Source organism: Sinorhizobium fredii (assembly GCF_002944405.1).
Lineage (GTDB): Bacteria > Pseudomonadota > Alphaproteobacteria > Rhizobiales > Rhizobiaceae > Sinorhizobium > Sinorhizobium fredii_C.
The window spans coordinates 2,285,944-2,302,641 of record NZ_CP024307.1 but is presented as its reverse complement, the minus strand read 5'-3'; the positions used below and the strand labels follow the sequence as shown (position 1 = coordinate 2,302,641).

The following is a 16,698-nucleotide window of genomic DNA, read 5'->3' as shown; positions in this document are numbered from 1 at the left end:
GAATGACAGACACAAAGACCACCACGGTACCCGTTAAACTTCTCTATGATACCTGGGCGATTGACGAACAACGCATTCCAGCCGGCACCGTACTCGACTTGCCAGTCAAGGCGGCGAAAATCCTGATCGCCCAGGGCAAAGCCGAACGCAACGATCCTCTTCCAGGTGAAGAGGGATGATTGTACGCGACGGCGACTGGAAACTCTTCGACTATGATTTTCACACCGGCCGCTCCGTCTGGGTGATGGACGATGGCGACAGGACCCATTGGCGGACGGATTACCCGGTCGAAAACCTCGTCCGCCAGAACCAGTTCACGCGTCATGCGACCGCCGGCAACGCCTTCGGCGAGTGGACCAAGGTCGCCTCGATGCCGCTGAACCTGGCGCATTCCGAAAACCTCGTCCGGGCGCATTCCGAAGGCGACGACCGCTATGTGAAGCGGTGGCTCAACAACGGCGACAACCGCGCCTGGCGCAGTTTCGAGGGACATCTATGACCATATTCGATTATGCGTCGCTCCTCGTCGACGCCGGCGACTACTCCGGCCGCGATGACGTCGCGCATTTTTTCCCGCGCTTCCTCGCGCTTGCCGAGCTCAAGCTCAACCGCGTGATGCGCGTTGCCGACATGGAGAAGACGGTGGCGGTGCCGCTGACGGAAGGCGAAGGCAGCCTGCCGGCGGATTTCCTGGAGGCGCGGCAGGTGCTTGCCGCTAGCGGCCGGGCGCTTCGGGCGCTGCCGCTGCAGGAACTCAGCAATCACGTGACCTCCGACGGCGCTCCGATCGGCTACGCGATCGTCGGCAGCGCCATCCAGGTGCGGCCGAAGCGCGGCGAGAACATCCAACTGACCTATTACGGGAAAATCCCGCCGCTGACGGCCGGTGCGCCAGGGAGCTGGCTGATCGAAAGGGCGCCGGACGTCTATCTCTACGCGCTCGTCGAGGAGATAGCCATCTGGGAGCGGGACGCAGCCAAGGCGGGTGCGGCTGAGGCGCTGAAGCGACAGGCGATGGCCGGGCTCGGGCTTGCCGACGAGCGGCTGCGCTTCGGTAATGCCGCAATCGTCATCGGAGGGCTGACGCCATGACGCTTCTGACCGTGATCAACGAGGTCGCGGACATCGTTTCGCTCGACCGCTTCGACAGCGTTTACGGCACGAACGATCCGAATGCGCAGACGATGGTGGCGCTGGCCGAGGAGGCGGGTGCGGAGATTGCGCGGCGCGCCGACTGGAAGAGGATGCTGACGACGCATGCCGTCTCCGCTTCGCCGGAGCTCCTGCCTGCCGACTATCAGCGGCTGGCGCCCGGCGGGGCGGTGCGGGCGGCTGACGGCCACTTCTTCCGACCTATCGCCAACGGCGCGCAATGGGCGGTGATCGTCGGCATCGCCTCGGCAGAGCCCTACTGCCACCTCCGCGGCAGGGAGATGCATTTTTCGCCGGCCGCTTTCGCCGCCGGTGCGACGATCGAATACGTCTCGAAAAATTGGGTACTCGGCGATCCTTACGAGGAGCGGGATACCTTCCGGGCCGACGACGACACGACGCTCTTTCCCGAGTGGCTGCTGAAGAAGGGGCTGATCTGGCGCTGGAAGCGCCAGAAGGGCCTCTCCTTCGAAGACAACCTCGCAGAGTTCGAGGCGGATCTCCTGCAGGAGATCAACGCGGACAGGGGAACATCATGATGACAGTTCGCACGAATACAGTCCGGCCGGGCCGCCTAGCGCAGACCAACCGGGGGCAGGCGAGAATCGGCCGGCCGCAGGCCTCGCAATCGGTCACATTCCCGGCTCCGAAAGAGGGGCTCGTCACGACCGCTGACATGGCATCGCAGACCCCGGGCTCGGCCACGGTGCTCACGAACTTCCTGCCGACGCTTGCCGGCTGCAGGATCCGTGGCGGTTCGCGCAAGGTCGGGCTTGCGGCCGACGGCGGCGCCATCCGCAGCGCCTTCAAATACAAGTTCGGCAGCAACGAAAAGCTGTTCATGGCGACGGAGAGCGCGATCTACGATATGACCGCGCCGGCCGCTCCGCCGGCAACGACTGCGGCGGCGGTGGGCGGGCTTTCCGGCGGCGACTGGTGCGCCTTCCAACACACGACCGCCGGCGGCTCGTTTCTCGTCTGCCTCAATGGCGCCGACACGCGCCGCATCTATGACGGCACCACCTGGACGACGACGCCGACGATCACATTTTCCGACTCGACCACCATGGCGCAGCTCAACTACGGCTGGCTGTTCAAGAACCGCGAATTCTTCCTGAAGAACGCGACGCTCGACGCCTACTATTTGCCGGTGAACGCGATCGGCGGCGCGGCGGCCGTGTTTCCGCTTGGCGGGGTGATGAAGAAGGGCGGGTCGCTCATCACCGGCTTTTCCTGGTCGCTCGAAAGCGGCGACGGGCTTTCCGATCTCTGCGTCTTCGTCTCGACGGAAGGGGAGATCGCCGTCTATGCAGGCTCTGACCCCTCCAGCGCCAGCGACTTCGCGTTGAAGGGCGTCTACCAGATCGGCAAGCCGCTTGGAAAGAACGCCTGGATCCGCGTTGGGGGTGACGTGCTGATTGCGACTTCGGACGGGCTGACGCCGATGTCGCAGGTGTTTCAGCGCGACCGGCAGGCTCTGATCCAGGTCTCGGTCTCGCGGTCGATCGAGGACGACTGGCGGCGGGCGGCGAACGCCACCGGCTCCGGCTGGACACTGGAACCGTGGGCCGAACAGAACCTGGTCTTCATCGCCTTTCCCGAGAACAGCGTCGTGAGCGACAAGACCTTTGTCCTGAATGTGCTCAGCGGGCGCTGGGCGACGATCAGCAACTGGCGGGCCAACTGCTTCGAGACGCTGCAGGGCGGACTCTTCTTCGGCTCGCGCGAGGGCTATTGCTGGCAGGGCGACACCGGCGGCACCGACGACGGGCTGACCTTCGCGGCCACCTATCTCTCGCAGTTCGCGCCGGTCGGACAGTTCGGTCAGCGGACGGCGGCGACGATGGCACATATGTATTTCCGCGCCAAGACGAAGCCAAAGGTGCAGCTCTTCGCCCGCGCCGACTTCGACCGGAGGGTGCCGCCCTTCGCCCGGGTGACGGAGGGGGATGCGGGTTCGCCGGAATGGGATGTCGGCCTCTGGGATGTGGCGCGCTGGGACGGCGTGTCGGAGGCGCTGCGCTACGATTTTCGCCAGAATGTGCGGGCGAGCGGCGACATGCTGGCCGTCGGTTGCGTGATCACCTCAGGCGGCGCGGTGAAACTCGACATCGAAGTGGACCTCGCGACGTTGCAAGTAGCAGCGGGGGAGGCGAGCGCTTGAACATCATTTGGGGCGGGGCGGGCGACCCTGCAACCAATCAGGGGATCGCCGCTTTTGTTGCCGACCGGATCGACGGCTGCGAGAGGGGCTTTGCCGACTTTACGGCGCTCGGCGTGACGGAGGAGGGCAGGCTCCTCGCCGGCGTCGTCTTTCACAACTATTCGCCCGAAGCGGGCGTCATCGAGCTTTCGGCCGCGGCCACCAGCAAACGCTGGCTGACGCGGCCGGTGCTGAAGGCCATGTTCGGCTATCCATTCGACGAGATCGGCTGCCAGATGGCGGTGCTGCGCGTCTCGGAAGAGAACCGCGGCATGGTCTCGATCGCCCGCCGCTTCGGGTTCACGAGCTACCGCATCCCCCGCCTTCGCGGGCGGGAAGAGGCGGAAATCATCTTCACTCTGACAGACAACGACTGGCGGGCACATCCCGTCAATCGAAGGTAGGTGTGCTATCGGAAAGTCAAAAGCTCCCACGCCCCCCGATCCGAAGGCGACGGCGGCGGCACAGACCGCCACCAATATCGGCACTGCCGTTGCCAACGGATATATGGGCAATGTCAACCAGGTGACGCCGGACGGCAGCCTCAGCTACAGCTACACGACGCAGAAATGGACCGATCCACTGAGCGGCAACGTCTATGATCTGCCCGTGGCGACGGCGACGCAGAAGCTTTCGGAGATGCAGCAGAAGATCAAGGATCAGAACGATGTGGCGAGCCTCAACTTAGCGACGCTCGCCACATCGCAATCGAGCCGGCTGAACGATCTGCTCGGCAAGCCGATGGACATATCGAAAGCTCCGGTCGCCGGTGACCCTTCGAAGCTGAGGTTGCCGCAATACCAGCAGTTTGCTGCTGGGCCCAGGCTTCAGACCTCCATCGGCAATGCCGGCGACATCATGCGAAGCTACGAGACGGATTTCGATACTTCGACATACGAGAACGCGCTGATGGCCCGGCTCAATCCGCAGCTCGAGCGCGACCGCGCGGCGCTGGAGACGCGGCTTGCCAATCAGGGCCTGCAGCCGGGGTCTGAGGCCTATAACCGGGCGATCGACGAGGCGAACCGGACGTCGAACGACGCCCGCATCGCCGCCGTGCTCAATGCCGGCCAGGAGCAGACGCGGCTTGCCAACGTCGCGAACCAGAAGGCGAGCTTCGAGAATGCGGCGCAGGCGCAGGCCTACGGACAGGCATTGCAGAACGCCGATTTCGGCAACAACGCAAACCAGCAGATGTACCAGAACGGCCAATCGGCGACGGCGGCCAACAATGCGCTCCAGGACCAGAGCTTCAACGCTCAGCAGGCGCAGATCAATGCCCAGAACACCGCCCGCTCGAACTATCTCAACGAGCAATATGCGAGCCGCAACCAGCCGATCAACGAGATCGCGGCGCTGCTTTCAGGCGCACAGGTGACGAGCCCGAATTTCGTGCAGACGCAGGGGCAGTCGATCCAGCCGGTCGATTATGCCGGGTTGGTGCAGCAGAACTACCAGAACCAGATGGCGGCCTATAACGCCCGGCAGCAGGCGGGCGGCAATTTGCTCGACTCCCTGCTGGGCTTTCTTCCGAAGTCCGACCGCCGCGCCAAGAAGAACATCGAGAAGGTCGGCAGGCTCAAGGGCCACAACCTCTATGAGTTCCAATACAAGGGCGAACCCACCTCCGGGCCGAAGCATATCGGCGTGATGGCGCAGGAGGTGGAAAAGACCCGGCCAGAGGCGGTGCTGCGCGGGGCTGACGGTATGCGCCGGGTGGATTATGGCCAGCTTTTCGCGGCGGGGAGGGGGCGGAAGTAAAGGCAGCCGCGGCAAGGTGCGGAGGTGGCGGGCGCCATTCCAATCCATGTTCCATTCGTTTCGCGGGCCTCCCATCGGGGGTCATTTTTCATGGAGGCTATCTTGCCAAGGACAGGCGGAGTCTATTCCCCACCGGCCGGCACCAAGGGGGTGCCGAACACCACGATCCAAAGCGTCCCCTACAATGCGCTGATCGACGACCTGACGGCCGACGCCAATGCGGCGCGGCCGATCACCGCGGGCGGAACGGGCGCCACAAGCGCCAGCGCCGCCCGCGCAGCTCTCGGCGCGCAGGCTGCGAGCGCGGCGCTCGCCTCGATTGCCGGACTTGCAACGGGCGCGGACAAAATGATCTACACGACCGCGGCGGACGCCTATACGACGACCGCTTTGACGCCGTTTGCGCGCACACTTCTGGACGATGCGACTGCCGGAGCCGCCCTTACGACGTTGGGCGTCTCAGCTTTTGCGCAGACCGTGCTCGACGATGCGGACGCTGCCGCGGCGCGGGCAACGCTCGGTGCCAATAACGCATCGAATCTCACGGCGGGCACGGTACCCTCAGCTCGACTCGATGGCGCCTATGTCGACTTCATACAGATTGCCGTAACCACGGATGGCGAAGCGGTCAAACTCGTGGGCTCGGCGACGGGCGACCCGTATGTCGGATTCTGGAAGGCGACCGCGCGCCAGGGCTACATTCAGCATCGCGACGGCACGGCGAATGGCGACGGTCTTCGCGCAGCCAACGACGTGACCGGCGACTATTTGTACCTTTCGAATGTGAACAGCACCGATGCGTTGAAATTCTACGACAGCTCCGTTGCGGCGCATAACACCGTCTGGCATTCGGGCAACCTCGCTGCTGCAGACGTCAACGCGCTCTATGGCTACACGCCTGCAAGCAATGCGGTACAGGTGATCGCCGGCAGCGGGCTTACCGGCGGCGGCGCGATTTCGGCAAACCGCACGCTGACGCTGGGCACGCCATCCGACATCACCAACTCAACCACAAATTCCGTTAGCGGGACGAGCCATACGCATGCGCTGGGGTTCGTCGCGGCGGAAGTTTATACTGGAAGCTCATCTACCAATACCAGCTTCCCGATTGGGACAGTGCTCACGATGGCGCAGAATGGATCCAACCCTGCGCGGCAAGCTTCAGTTATCCCCTGTTTGTACAGTACCAACGCCTACGTTCAAAGCGGCTATTCCGGGGCAGGCGCAGCGCTTTCAGGTACTTGGCGGGTGCGGGGGATTGTCGCTACGGCTGATTGGCTTGTCGTTCAAAGGACTGCGTAACATGACTAGTACCATGCACGGTAGAATGGAGCTCAACCTGGTCCATGCGGTCGTTGCGACGGAGGAGCCGGACGCTTACGAGCTGTCGATCAATCTTACCGACGTGAGCGGTCAAACCTACGACTGCGAATATCTGTCGAGACCCGATGATAGCTTCGGTTTGAACCCCATCATTCGAAAATGGCTCGCCGACAATCCAAATTTTCCAATCCAGCCTCACACACCGCCGGGGGTAGAGCAGATACGCGCTTCCATGCCCTCACTTTCGGCGCGACAATTGCGTCTTGGACTCATCCACGCCGGGATTTCTCACACCCAAGTAATAGCTGCCATTGACACAATGCCGCTTGGCCATGAAAAGGATCTGGCGCTGATTGAGTGGGAATATGCTACCTCGTTTAGCCGACTAAATCCGCTGATAGCAGTCGTAGGTCCGGCACTCGGCTTAACCGACATACAAATCGATGCGATGTGGACTGTCGCGCGCGATCTTTAACACGCTCTTGCAATGTTCCGTCAGTAATTCGGCACCGTCAACTTTTTTAGTCTGCGCACCAGTACGGCACCGCACGCCCGGCGATGACGTTCTCTAAAGGCAATCAATGACACTCCTGTGGTCAGGTGATGCCTAATTAAAAAAACCAGAAAATCTTGTAACGCGTTTTTCTCCTTGCGTCGTTCCAGCACATCCGAAAGAACTTTAATCTTGTGATGAAGCCAGCTTTCGGAAGCTTCTTAGTTAACTTGTAGCATCCGAAAGTGTATCTCAACCGCTGCCTGAGTCGTTCGCGGAGGCTCTTTGCTCCGTAGCGTTGCTCTGATCCCGATCCCTCGGTGAAATCGTATGTTGGTCCGGGAACGTACACCACCAAATCGCGGACGACAAACTCTGATATAACATAGGATGCTAGACACCACGGGTTTCCCAATTCGAACCAGCGTGCCATTAGTAAGTCTTTCGCGCTGGCCCTGTAGAGGCCGTAAATCCATTCTGCCGGAAACGTTAGATTTCTTGGTACGCGCCCAGACAAATATGCTGGGGTGAAATCGAAGATAGATTTATCTGGAGATTTGATTCGATGTCCGTTCGGTCCAACTAGTTTTGTCGAGCAGGCCGCAAGCAATTTCATAGGCTCTCGATCAAGTGCTTCGACCAAACATGCTAGGAAATCTAGAGAAGAGTAGTCATCGCACGCACGCAGACAAAAATATTCGCCTTTCGCTGCGCCAATTTGGATTGCGCGAGCGAAGTTTTCCGGTGCGCTCACATGCTGCTCGTTTCTGACCACGGTGAAGCGACGATCGGTTCTGCAGAACTGCTCAGCCACGCGAAGTGTGTCGTCTGTTGATTTATTATCAAGAATAACCCCGTGAAAATCTCTAAATGTCTGATCAGCAATGCATTGCAGACTCATCTCCAAGGTCCTAGCCCCGTTGAAAACGGGGAATACGACGACGACTTTCGATTTGGGCATAAGGTCCTCGGAGTTTGCAACGGCGCGACCTTCTCTGTTCTGATCGTTCGGAAGAGTCAATGAATTCGTAGCGCGCAGAACGCGCAGTTCGTCGTCGGCATTACTGAAAATTCAAGGACGGCGCGTTCGCGTCGCGTCGGTCCTTTCCAGCAACAAAGGTAACAATGATGACCCACATCATGCCTGCCGGTCGGCCACCGCAGGATCTACACCACGTTCAGGAGTGCGATTTTGGCGCACGTCCGAACTCGGAGGGGTCAGCGCTTGTCAACCTACTCAGCTGCAACTAAGGATGGATAAAATTTCTAAGGGGTGGAAATGGGTATTCGCGAGTTAAAAAGGCGCATCCGCTTTCTTGTGAATGGAGAGGAGTCCCTTCCGGGCTACCAGGCAGACGGATTTCGCGTGACGAACAAGAATATAGAGTTCATGAACGAGCCAAAATTTGCTTCGGCCTGGAGGTTTTCAGAAGCGGGCAACAGGGAAGCTTGGGCGAAGCGCAAGCGAGTGCCGGACGTCCGATGGCGAGCTCACACTTGCTGCTTCGCCGCACAGCGCGCGATGAAGATCGACGGCGATTTCGTGGAGTTCGGGGTGAATGCCGGCCTGCTTTCGATGACTGTGTGCGAGTATCTCAATTTCGGCGCTCTTGATCGAAAGTTCTGGCTTTTCGACACCTTCGCTGGAATTCCAGAAGGAGAGATGACTGCTCAGGAAGCAGTCCTGGCCAAGCGGCGCAACGCGGGCATCTATTTCGATGTCTACGATATAGCCAAGCGCAATTTCGCGAAGTTTCAGAACGCGGTGCTCGTGAAGGGTTTTCTGCCGCAGACGCTTGATGGAATTCCGATCAGCAAAATCGCCTATCTCTCGATCGATCTTAATGTCGCACGATACGAGAAGGAATGCATCGATCGGGTTTGGGATAAGGTCGTCCCAGGAGCCAGCATTGTGCTTGACGATTATGCCTTTGTCGGGTGCGAAGAGCAGAACGCTATGTGGAACGAGTTTGCCGCTGTCCACGGTCAATCAATCTTGACCCTTCCCACCGGACAAGGACTGATGATTAAGCAATAGGGAACGTTCGGCCTCCGTTCATCATTGATGCTCTAGCATCACGCGTGATGAAAAGAGGAGACCTGAAAATGAAAGGTTTACCGTTCCGGCTTTTTCTCGCCGCTGTTGCAGCCGCTACCCTGACTGCACCGGAGGTGACCTTTTCGCAAGACTTCGACGTCTATATCGGCCGCGGTGGCCCTCGCTACTACGAAGAATACCGACCACGCCGATACTATCGCGAGGAGCCAGAAGCCTATCAATGCACAACGCGCCAGGCGCTCTATATAGCTCGACGCTACCTACGCAACCCTAGGATTGGTCGTACATCGAACGATGTCATCGAGGTGAAGGGCATCGGCCGGCGAGGAGAACGCAATCGCATCATTTTCGGAGCTGAGCCGGGCTGCCCCAGGATTGGCTGATCTTTGAATGCTGTAAGCCCCGCGGCGGGACGGGGCTTTTCTCTGTGTCGCGTTACGCCTTGCAGTCTTGCCTGATCCGCTTCGGCCGATTTTAACAGCATGGACAAAACGGTGCGGGGCGATCCTGCTGAGATTCGAGGCGTGCGTTATCCCGATTGCCCGCAACCTAAAACTGTTTTATGGCTTGCCTCCACAGGGTATTGGGGGCACAAATGGCAAACATTTCAGTGGCGTCGAATTACTCGCTCAACATGAGCGATTTCGATTTCAGCACGATCTATTACGGGACGTCCTACGTCCAGACAGGAACGCTCTTTCGGGTATATTATTCGAACGGTGTCATTGAAGATTTCCGCGGCACTGGCCTCACTTACAACGCCTATGGTGAGCCAATAACCGGCACGATCACAAGCTATGCGGCCTGGTACAGCGGGCAGCAGCTCTTCAACGTGCAGGGGTCGGTCGCTGCTACCAAGATTGTCGCAGCCGCGCAGACCGTCGGTACCAGTGATGATCTTGGTGTCATTATCGAAGTTTTGAAAGGCAATGACACCATTTCGGGTGGCAATCTTGCCGATGTCCTTTACGCCTTCGACGGGAATGATGTCGTTAACGGCAATGGCGGCAACGACTTCCTTTATGGCTATGCTGGCAACGACACCATCATTGGCGGAACAGGCAGTGACAGGATCGATGGTGGGGCCGGCAGTGACACCGCCTCCTATGCCACCGCTTCGGTCGGGATTACGGCGAGCCTGATTGCACCTGCGAGCAACACGAACGATGCCAAGGGTGACACCTACTATTTTATCGAGAACCTCCTTGGCTCGCGCTTCAACGACCTGCTTGTCGGCAACTCAGGGATCAACATCCTCACTGGTGGAGACGGCAACGACGCCCTGATCGGCGGCGCCGGCGGCGACAAGCTCTATGGGGGTAATGGATCCGACACCGCCTCTTATGCCAACGCAGCGGCCGGGATCATCGCTAACCTCGGCATGACGAGCTCCAACACCGGAGACGCGAAAGGGGATAGCTATTCGTCAATCGAGCACCTGATCGGCTCCAAGTACGCCGACGAACTCTATGGCACGGCCGGCGCCAACAGCATCTCCGGCGGCGCCGGCAACGACATCATCGGCGCAGGCTGGGGCAATGACCTGGTCTATGGGGGAGCCGGGGCCGATCGGCTGGTCGGCGGCACGGGCGCTGACAGGTTCGTGTTCAAGGCACTTTCGGAGTCTGCAGGATCGACGTTCGATTCGATCTTCGACTTCATGACCAGCGAGCAGGACAGGCTTGACCTTTCCTCGATCGATGCGAGCACCCTGGCCGCCGGCAATCAGGCATTCGCGTTTATCGGCACTGCCACTTTCACGGGCACGGCCGGGCAGGTTCGATACGTGAAGCAAGCCTCCGACACCTACATCTACGGGGACGTGAACGGCGACAAAATTGCTGACCTCAAGATCCACCTGGATGACGCCGTGACGCTGACGAAGGACTATTTCATCCTCTGATCGCGCTCACCGCAACTGCACAGGGAACCCCGCTCCGGCGGGGTTTTTTATTGCCTATGGGTAGACACTTCCTCTCACAAAAGATGGTGATGCATGGCTCGGGAAACTCTTCCCGTCGCCCTCGAACTCATGTTCGGGGATGAGGGCGGCTATTCGAATCGCAGCTCGGATCGCGGCAACTGGCTGCATGGTGCGCTCGTCGGCACGAAATACGGCGTCACGGGCGCCACGCTTGCGGCGCACCGTGGCGTGAAATCGGTCACTGCGGACCAGGTCAGGGCAATGAGCCGCGAAGAGGCTGTCGACATTTACCGGCGATCGTTCTGGCCGCAGTGCGGCGGCGATCTCCTTCCGCCGGGGCTTGACTATGCCGTGTTCAATAGCGGTGGGATGTCCGGTCCTTCGAGAGCCGTGAAGATCCTGCAGAGCGTCCTCGGCGTGCGCGAGGACGGGCATGTAGGCGAGCAGACGCTCGGGGCTGTGCGCAAGTATCCAGGCGGCGTAAGCACGTTGGTCCATGCCTATTGCGACGCCTACATGCGTTTCCTGCGATCGCTCACGAATGCCAAGACTGGCTTTCCGGTCAACGGTCGCGGCTGGACCATTCGCATCACCGGCAAGGACCCGAAGGGTGAATGGGCTGATCAGCTGGGTGTGGTTGGAAATGCCGCGAGCCTGGCGGCTGACGCCGGCGGCCAGACCGTGGAGAAGCCGCAAACGCCGCCGGAGGCTGCCGCCAAGGCCGATAGCCGCGATACGGGCCTCCGCGAGATCCTGAAGAAGCCTGAGGCATGGGGGCCGATCGGCAGCATTCTCACTGCCGGAGGTGCGATCATCGCTGGCAACGGTCCAGTGCAGTGGGCGCTAGCCGCGATCATGGTTGCCAGTGCCGGCCTCGGGCTCTGGTATTTCGTGCGGCGTGTGCGGGAGGCGGGGTAATGCTCTCGAGTGCGCGCATGGTCGCGGCTGCGGCCACGCTGGCTGTCGTCGCCGGTGTTCTTGTCTGGATCTACCGGCAGGGCGGCGACGGCGTCAGAAACTCCGTCGAAAGGCAAAACAATGAAGCGGCGAATAGCGCTGATACAAAGCGCCTTGACTATGATGCCTGCTCTCATTCTGGCGGGTTGTGGAACTTCGGCGCCGGCAAATGTGAGCGGCCTGCGCGGCGTGGTCGGCACTGACCTCGTCGGCGCTCGCGGCGCGACGGCGGCAGACCAGCGCAGGATTGACAGGACGGTGGTCGGCCTTTGTGCCGCTTCGGTCTGGGTAAAGAGCGAATGCACGAGACACGGGGAGCTCCGCGATGGTTGACGCCACGGTCCACCAACAGCTTGGGACATTGATTGCCGAGGTGAAAAACCTGCGGGAGGATTTCCGCCGTGCGGAGGACAGGTCCGACGCCGGGCGAAACTCCATGGATCGGCGCATGGACGAACTCGTCGAACGGGTTGGAACGCTCGAGACGTCGATGACGCTCGTCAAGGACGACATCGTCGAGATTAAGCCGGTGACCGAGGACGTCCGCAAATGGAAGCTGATAGGCATGGGGGCGCTTGGCGTCATCGGCATCGGTGGCGCGGCACTCGGCGTCACCTTCGCGGATGCGGCCCGGCGGGCGATCATGCTGATCAGGGCAGCGTAGCTTATGTGCGGTGCGCAAACCCCCGGCGCCTTCGAGAAGCTGGCCCTCGTCGCCCGGTTCGAACGGCTCTTTCGCGTCAGTCGTCGTCGAAAAGCAGGAAATCCCGATAACGCCGGCTGACAAGCCGGAGCGACCGATCCGGCTCGATCACATAGGTCTCGTAAACGCGACGACCGAACGGACCAATGAACTGGTGCGGCACGATGCTGCCGACCGGCGCCTTGGTGAGTTTCGTGCGCGGCTGGCCACCGTAGGTGATGCTGCCGGGAATGGGCTCAAGGCCGTACGAATAGCCGACCGAGGATGTCGTCATCTCGCAGCCGGCAAGCAAGAGGGCCGTGCAGAGCGTGGGAAGTGTGTGTTTCATGGCAATCTCCGAATTGCAGAGTTCCTGCCGAGTCAGTCGAAGATATCGTAGTCGATGCGCCGGCTCGTCAGCCGCAGCGAGCGATCCGGTTCAATTATATAGGTTTCCGAGACGCGGCGCCCAAAATCGTCGAAGAAGCGGTGCGGCACGGTGCTGCCGACCGGCGCCTTGGTGAGCTTTGTGCGCGGCTGGCCGCCATAGGTGATGCTGCCGGGGATCGGCTCCAGATTGGGCCCATAGCCGACGGTCTGTGTCGAACTGCAAGCGCCGAGCATCAAAGCTGCGAAAATCGCGGAAAGGGCACTCCGCATGGCGATGTTCTCCGCTCGGGCGCGACGCCGCTGCAAGGCCGGCATCTGCAGGAGCTTCCTGCACGTTTAACTGGTGCATCATTGTATTCCCGAAGCCGCAACGATCAAAGAGCGGAACGCGTTTCTGCGGATTTCTGGTGAAACACAATATTTCAGTTCAAATTCTCGAACATTTCGGTTGCGCAGAACGGGAGGATTGAATGATTTAGGGCAGCCGGATACGCAATCAGCGACGTCCCGGGGGGAGCGTGGACCTTTTCAGGCGATGACGCGTTGCCGCCCTGCGGGCGTCCTTGTTGGCATGTCGCGACCAGTCCGCCGCAGGTGTTTTGCATGACTGTCGAGCAGTCTCTTTCGTTTCTCGTCATTGGCACGATGATGGTCTTCTTCATCTGGGACCGCTTCCGCTATGACGTCGTAGCCTGTTCGGCGCTGATGCTCGCGGTCGCCGTCGGCATCGTACCCTACGACCACGCCTTCGACGGCTTCAGCGACGATATCGTGATCATCGTCGGCAGCGCGCTGATCGTCAGCGCCGGCGTCGCGCGATCCGGCATCGTCGATGCGGCGATCCAGCGCTTCCTTCCGGACCTCAATTCGGTGAGGGCACAGCTCGCGCTGCTGGTGGTAACCGTTACGGTCCTTTCGTCCTTCATCAAGAACATCGGCGCGCTTGCCATCATGATGCCGGTCGCCTTCCAATTCGCCCGGCGCTCGAACGTGCAGCCTTCGGTCTTCCTGATGCCCATGGCCTTCGGCGCGCTGATCGGCGGGCTCATGACGCAGGTGGGCACCTCACCGAACGTTGTCGTATCGCGCATGCGGCAGGAACTGACCGGCGAAAGCTTCAGCATGTTCGATTTCACGCCTGTCGGCGCCTCGCTGGCGTTGGTCGGGGCGATTTTTCTGCTCTTTGCCTATCGGCTCGTTCCGGAGCGAAAAAGCCAGCAGGTCTCGGTGCAGCACGCGATCGAAATCACCGATTATACGTCCGAGGCTATGGCGGCCCCCGGTTCCCCGGCGATCGGAAAGTCGCTCAGCAACCTCGTGAAGCTCGGCGACGGCGGCGCCGTCGTCATCGCCATCTTCCGTCGCGGCACCCACCTGGCGCCGCTCCCCGACGTGGTCATCGAGGCCGATGACATTCTGCTGCTTGAAGGCGGCCCTGCTGCGCTGGACCGCATCGTTTCCCAGGCGAAACTGAAAATCTCCGGCGATCGATCGCCAACGTCCACCGAGACGGCGAGGGCGGAGATTGAGGCGATCGAAGCGGTGATTGCCAGCGGCTCGCCGCTGGTCGGAATGTCTGCGGAGCGGCTCGCCCTGTTTCACAATCACAATATCAACCTGCTTGCCGTGAGCCGCCAAGGCGAACGGCTGAAGCAGCGCCTCGGTAGCATAAGGCTGCGGGCCGGCGACATCGTCGTCTTGCAGGGCCGGCGTGCGGAACTGCCGGCGTTCCTTCAGGATTTCAGTTGCTTGCCGCTCGCCCAGCGGGACATCCTGCTCGGGACCACCCGACGTGCCCCCGTGCCGCTGATCGTGTTGGCGACGGCCATGGGCGCGACGGCGGTCGGCATTCTGCCGGTGCAGGTTGCTTTCTTTGCCGCAGCGCTTGCCATGGTGGTCTTTCGCGTCATTCCGCTGCGGGAGGTTTATCGGGCCGTCGACGGGCCGATCCTCGTCATGCTAGCGGCGCTGATCCCGGTCAGCGACACGTTGCGCACGACCGGCGGCTCAGACCTGATAGCGGGCTGGTTGAGCGGCATAGCGGTCAACCTGCCTCCGGCCGGCGCGCTCATGCTCATCCTCGTGGCGGCCATGGCTGTGACTCCGTTTCTCAACAATGCCGCCACGGTGCTCGTCATGGCGCCGATCGCCGCGAGCTTCGCATCGGCGCTGGACTACAGGCCTGATGCCTTCCTGATGGCGGTGGCGATCGGCGCCGGTTCCGACTTCCTGACGCCGATCGGCCACCAGTGCAACACGCTGGTGATGGGGCCAGGCGGCTATCGCTTCGGCGACTATCCGCGGCTCGGCCTGCCGCTCTCCATCGTCATCATCCTCGTCGCCGTGCCGATGCTGATGTGGGTCTGGCCGCTTAGATAAGGAAAGATCCTCGCTGATCTTGTTGCCTCTGTCCGGCGACCGCTCGCCTTCGGGCCTGTTGGAGGTCCGCTAGCAGAGGCGGCGCTGAAGAGTGAATGGGCGGCATTGAAGATCGACGGTGGAAACCGCAAGATCGGCTCCTATCTGAAGAGCGAGTCACGAGAGGCGGTCACATGAACGATGGGGCGGAAATTTGCACGCCGGAAGAGGTGCTGGAGTTCTGGTTCACGGAGCTTTCCTATGACCACTGGTTCACGCCGAGCACCGAACTCGATCGTCAGTGCGTGCAGCGCTTTCAGGCATCGCATCTGGCACTTTCACGGAAGCTCGACGATGGCTGGCGCCAGACGCCGGGCAATCGGCTCGCCGCGATCATCCTGTTCGATCAGTTGCCGCGCAACATGTATCGAGGCTCGCCACTCGCCTATGCGACCGACTGCCTCGCGTTGCGCGAGGCAAAGCTCGCCATAGGGGCCAGTGCCGATATTGCGGTGCCGGCGGAATGGCGTCCGTTTTTCTACATGCCGTTCGAACACTCCGAGAACCTCACCGATCAGACGATGTCGGTGAAGCTGTTTACCGCGCTCGGCGACCCCGGCTATCTCGACTATGCCATTCGCCACCGGGAGGTGATCGAACGGTTCGGGCGCTTTCCGCATCGCAACGCGATCTTGGGGCGCACTTCGACGCCGGCCGAAGAGGAGTATCTCGCGCAGCCGGGGGCGGGCTTCTAGACCAATCGTGCTAATACAGGTCAACTGCGCCGCTTGTGGTCTCAACAGACGCAAGGACAGCGGACATCACGCAAGGGAGAAACGCCATGAGCATGAAAAGGCTGCCGTGGGAGGGCGGGTGCCGCTGCGGACGGGTGCGCATCGAGGTCAGCGCTCCGCCGCTTGTCACCATGGCCTGCCATTGCACGGGGTGCCAGCGCATGACGGCGAGCGCTTACTCATTAAGCGTCGCGGTCCCGAGCGAGGGCTTCGCGGTAACCAAGGGAGACCCGGTGATCGGCGGACTGCACGGCGCGACGCGCCACTATTTTTGCCCGCACTGCATGAGCTGGATGTTCACCCGCCCCGAAGGGATGGATTGGTTCGTGAACCTTCGTGCGACGATGCTCGACGACGCCAGCTGGTTCGCGCCTTTCATCGAGACCTGGACAAGCGAGAAATTGCCATGGGCGACCACGCCCGCCGTCCATAGTTACGAAACGATCCCGGCGATGGAGGAGTATGAGGACCTGTTGCAAGGATATGCGGAATGGGCCGGGAAGCCCGACTCGTAGAACGTCGCGTTGTCTGCGGAAGAACGCCTCGTCTCGGACTTGGGTGCCGTGAAACAATTGTGAATTAGCGCCGATTCACGTAGAAAT

Annotated in this window: 21 protein-coding genes; 18 read left to right on the top strand and 3 right to left on the bottom strand. The window is 60.8% G+C overall.

The window, feature by feature from the left end:
• Nucleotides 1-2 precede the first annotated feature (2 nt).
• The 9 genes from NXT3_RS31965 to NXT3_RS11365 all read left to right on the top strand — a co-directional run bounded on the left by NXT3_RS31965 (nucleotide 3) and on the right by NXT3_RS11365 (nucleotide 6,914).
• Nucleotides 3-179 carry a hypothetical protein gene (locus NXT3_RS31965; RefSeq protein WP_199773279.1) on the top strand — a complete coding sequence of 59 codons (177 nt, stop codon included), beginning with the start codon at nucleotides 3-5 and terminating at the stop codon, nucleotides 177-179.
• Nucleotides 176-499, top strand: coding sequence for a hypothetical protein (locus NXT3_RS11400; protein ID WP_037423469.1), 324 nt, complete (start codon nucleotides 176-178; stop codon nucleotides 497-499). The genes NXT3_RS31965 and NXT3_RS11400 overlap by 4 nt, the downstream gene beginning before the upstream one ends.
• The gene (locus NXT3_RS11395; protein WP_104839348.1) at nucleotides 496-1,092 is read left to right on the top strand and encodes a phage adaptor protein; all 597 of its coding nucleotides are present in this window, start codon (nucleotides 496-498) and stop codon (nucleotides 1,090-1,092) included. The genes NXT3_RS11400 and NXT3_RS11395 overlap by 4 nt, the downstream gene beginning before the upstream one ends.
• Complete coding sequence (locus NXT3_RS11390) at nucleotides 1,089-1,691, top strand: hypothetical protein (protein ID WP_104839347.1); 603 nt, start codon at nucleotides 1,089-1,091, stop codon at nucleotides 1,689-1,691. The genes NXT3_RS11395 and NXT3_RS11390 overlap by 4 nt, the downstream gene beginning before the upstream one ends.
• The gene (locus NXT3_RS11385; protein WP_179864700.1) at nucleotides 1,688-3,316 is read left to right on the top strand and encodes a hypothetical protein; all 1,629 of its coding nucleotides are present in this window, start codon (nucleotides 1,688-1,690) and stop codon (nucleotides 3,314-3,316) included. The genes NXT3_RS11390 and NXT3_RS11385 overlap by 4 nt, the downstream gene beginning before the upstream one ends.
• On the top strand, nucleotides 3,313-3,759 hold the full coding sequence (locus NXT3_RS11380; RefSeq protein WP_097524984.1) for a GNAT family N-acetyltransferase: 447 nt from the start codon (nucleotides 3,313-3,315) through the stop codon (nucleotides 3,757-3,759). Before NXT3_RS11385 ends, NXT3_RS11380 begins: the two co-directional genes overlap by 4 nt.
• Before the next feature lie 7 nt (nucleotides 3,760-3,766).
• Nucleotides 3,767-5,116 carry a tail fiber domain-containing protein gene (locus tag NXT3_RS11375; RefSeq protein ID WP_104839346.1) on the top strand — a complete coding sequence of 450 codons (1,350 nt, stop codon included), beginning with the start codon at nucleotides 3,767-3,769 and terminating at the stop codon, nucleotides 5,114-5,116.
• Between the two features lie 90 nt (nucleotides 5,117-5,206).
• The gene (locus NXT3_RS11370) at nucleotides 5,207-6,418 is read left to right on the top strand and encodes a hypothetical protein (protein ID WP_097524982.1); all 1,212 of its coding nucleotides are present in this window, start codon (nucleotides 5,207-5,209) and stop codon (nucleotides 6,416-6,418) included.
• 1 nt (nucleotide 6,419) lies between these two features.
• Nucleotides 6,420-6,914 (top strand): hypothetical protein, encoded by a 495-nt coding sequence (locus tag NXT3_RS11365; protein ID WP_104839345.1) that lies wholly within the window; start codon nucleotides 6,420-6,422, stop codon nucleotides 6,912-6,914.
• A 136-nt stretch (nucleotides 6,915-7,050) separates the two neighbouring features.
• Here NXT3_RS11365 and NXT3_RS11360 read toward each other — a convergent pair whose 3' ends face one another.
• Nucleotides 7,051-7,893: a glycosyltransferase family 2 protein gene (locus NXT3_RS11360; protein ID WP_097524980.1), complete on the bottom strand. Its 843-nt coding sequence runs from the start codon at nucleotides 7,891-7,893 to the stop codon at nucleotides 7,051-7,053.
• A gap of 318 nt (nucleotides 7,894-8,211) precedes the next feature.
• Here NXT3_RS11360 and NXT3_RS11355 point away from each other — a divergent pair, with 318 nt between their 5' ends.
• From NXT3_RS11355 to NXT3_RS11330, 6 genes are all read left to right on the top strand, one after another.
• Entirely contained in the window at nucleotides 8,212-8,970 is a 759-nt protein-coding gene (locus NXT3_RS11355; RefSeq protein ID WP_037386506.1) for a TylF/MycF/NovP-related O-methyltransferase, read from the top strand.
• Nucleotides 8,971-9,038: 68 nt separating this feature from the next.
• The gene (locus tag NXT3_RS31640; RefSeq protein ID WP_052035560.1) at nucleotides 9,039-9,374 is read left to right on the top strand and encodes a hypothetical protein; all 336 of its coding nucleotides are present in this window, start codon (nucleotides 9,039-9,041) and stop codon (nucleotides 9,372-9,374) included.
• 212 nt (nucleotides 9,375-9,586) lie between these two features.
• Nucleotides 9,587-10,894: a calcium-binding protein gene (locus NXT3_RS11350; RefSeq protein WP_234819693.1), complete on the top strand. Its 1,308-nt coding sequence runs from the start codon at nucleotides 9,587-9,589 to the stop codon at nucleotides 10,892-10,894.
• A gap of 93 nt (nucleotides 10,895-10,987) precedes the next feature.
• A complete protein-coding gene (locus NXT3_RS11345; protein WP_234819692.1) occupies nucleotides 10,988-11,833 on the top strand; it encodes a glycoside hydrolase family 108 protein in 846 nt (281 codons plus the stop codon).
• Between the two features lie 120 nt (nucleotides 11,834-11,953).
• Nucleotides 11,954-12,205, top strand: a complete 252-nt coding sequence (locus tag NXT3_RS32370) for a hypothetical protein (RefSeq protein ID WP_234819691.1) — start codon at nucleotides 11,954-11,956, stop codon at nucleotides 12,203-12,205.
• Complete coding sequence (locus NXT3_RS11330) at nucleotides 12,198-12,536, top strand: DUF1515 family protein (RefSeq protein WP_104839344.1); 339 nt, start codon at nucleotides 12,198-12,200, stop codon at nucleotides 12,534-12,536. The genes NXT3_RS32370 and NXT3_RS11330 overlap by 8 nt, the downstream gene beginning before the upstream one ends.
• A gap of 76 nt (nucleotides 12,537-12,612) precedes the next feature.
• Here NXT3_RS11330 and NXT3_RS11325 read toward each other — a convergent pair whose 3' ends face one another.
• Together NXT3_RS11325 and NXT3_RS11320 are read right to left on the bottom strand one after the other, a co-directional pair.
• Entirely contained in the window at nucleotides 12,613-12,903 is a 291-nt protein-coding gene (locus tag NXT3_RS11325; protein WP_097538187.1) for a hypothetical protein, read from the bottom strand.
• A 32-nt stretch (nucleotides 12,904-12,935) separates the two neighbouring features.
• Nucleotides 12,936-13,214, bottom strand: a complete 279-nt coding sequence (locus NXT3_RS11320) for a putative periplasmic lipoprotein (protein WP_037423532.1) — start codon at nucleotides 13,212-13,214, stop codon at nucleotides 12,936-12,938.
• A 333-nt stretch (nucleotides 13,215-13,547) separates the two neighbouring features.
• Here NXT3_RS11320 and NXT3_RS11315 point away from each other — a divergent pair, with 333 nt between their 5' ends.
• The 3 genes from NXT3_RS11315 to NXT3_RS11305 all read left to right on the top strand — a co-directional run bounded on the left by NXT3_RS11315 (nucleotide 13,548) and on the right by NXT3_RS11305 (nucleotide 16,611).
• A complete protein-coding gene (locus NXT3_RS11315) occupies nucleotides 13,548-15,323 on the top strand; it encodes an SLC13 family permease (protein ID WP_097538188.1) in 1,776 nt (591 codons plus the stop codon).
• A 173-nt stretch (nucleotides 15,324-15,496) separates the two neighbouring features.
• Nucleotides 15,497-16,057 carry a DUF924 family protein gene (locus tag NXT3_RS11310; protein WP_097538189.1) on the top strand — a complete coding sequence of 187 codons (561 nt, stop codon included), beginning with the start codon at nucleotides 15,497-15,499 and terminating at the stop codon, nucleotides 16,055-16,057.
• A gap of 86 nt (nucleotides 16,058-16,143) precedes the next feature.
• Nucleotides 16,144-16,611 (top strand): GFA family protein, encoded by a 468-nt coding sequence (locus tag NXT3_RS11305; RefSeq protein ID WP_104839343.1) that lies wholly within the window; start codon nucleotides 16,144-16,146, stop codon nucleotides 16,609-16,611.
• The last annotated feature ends 87 nt before the right edge of the window (nucleotides 16,612-16,698 follow it).